The following is a 683-nucleotide window of genomic DNA, read 5'->3' as shown; positions in this document are numbered from 1 at the left end:
TCAATATGGCTCGAAAACAAACTTCATACCGGTCACAAACGATAACTCATCAAGATCAAGGACGTATTATGACGCAACAACAAGACTATATGATCCAGTTGAAGGACATGAACAAATGGTATGGTGAGTTTCACGTACTAAAAAACATCAACTTAAATGTAAAGAAAGGCGAAAAAATCGTTATCTGTGGCCCTTCAGGTTCAGGGAAATCGACCATGATTCGCTGTATCAATCGCCTTGAAGAACATCAAGCAGGCAACATTTTTGTTTCTGGGACAGAGCTTACGGAAGACTTGAAAAACATCGAAGCCGTGCGACGTGAAGTCGGAATGTGCTTCCAACACTTTAACCTCTTTCCACACTTAACGGTCTTGGAAAACTGTACACTTGCGCCTATTTGGGTGAAAAAGATGCCGAAAGAGGAAGCGGAAGCGGTTGCGATGAAATATCTCAAACGCGTTAAAATCCCAGACCAAGCCGATAAATACCCAGGTCAGTTATCTGGTGGTCAGCAACAGCGTGTAGCGATTGCCCGCTCATTGTGTATGAGTCCTAAAGTCATGCTGTTTGATGAGCCAACCTCCGCGCTCGACCCTGAGATGGTGCGTGAAGTGTTGGACGTTATGGTCGAATTGGCGGAAGAAGGCATGACCATGCTGTGTGTAACCCATGAAATGGGCTTT

General features: G+C 44.8%; 1 protein-coding gene. It reads left to right on the top strand.

The window, feature by feature from the left end; all coding sequences use genetic code 11:
- Nucleotides 1-68: 68 nt before the first annotated feature.
- Nucleotides 69-683, top strand: a 615-nt coding sequence (locus tag R7Q11_RS26580) for an amino acid ABC transporter ATP-binding protein (RefSeq protein WP_225467048.1), incomplete at its 3' end; no start/stop codon positions are given.

This window comes from Vibrio sp. 970, from assembly GCF_033339075.1.
This window is presented reverse-complemented; position numbering and strand designations above follow the sequence as displayed.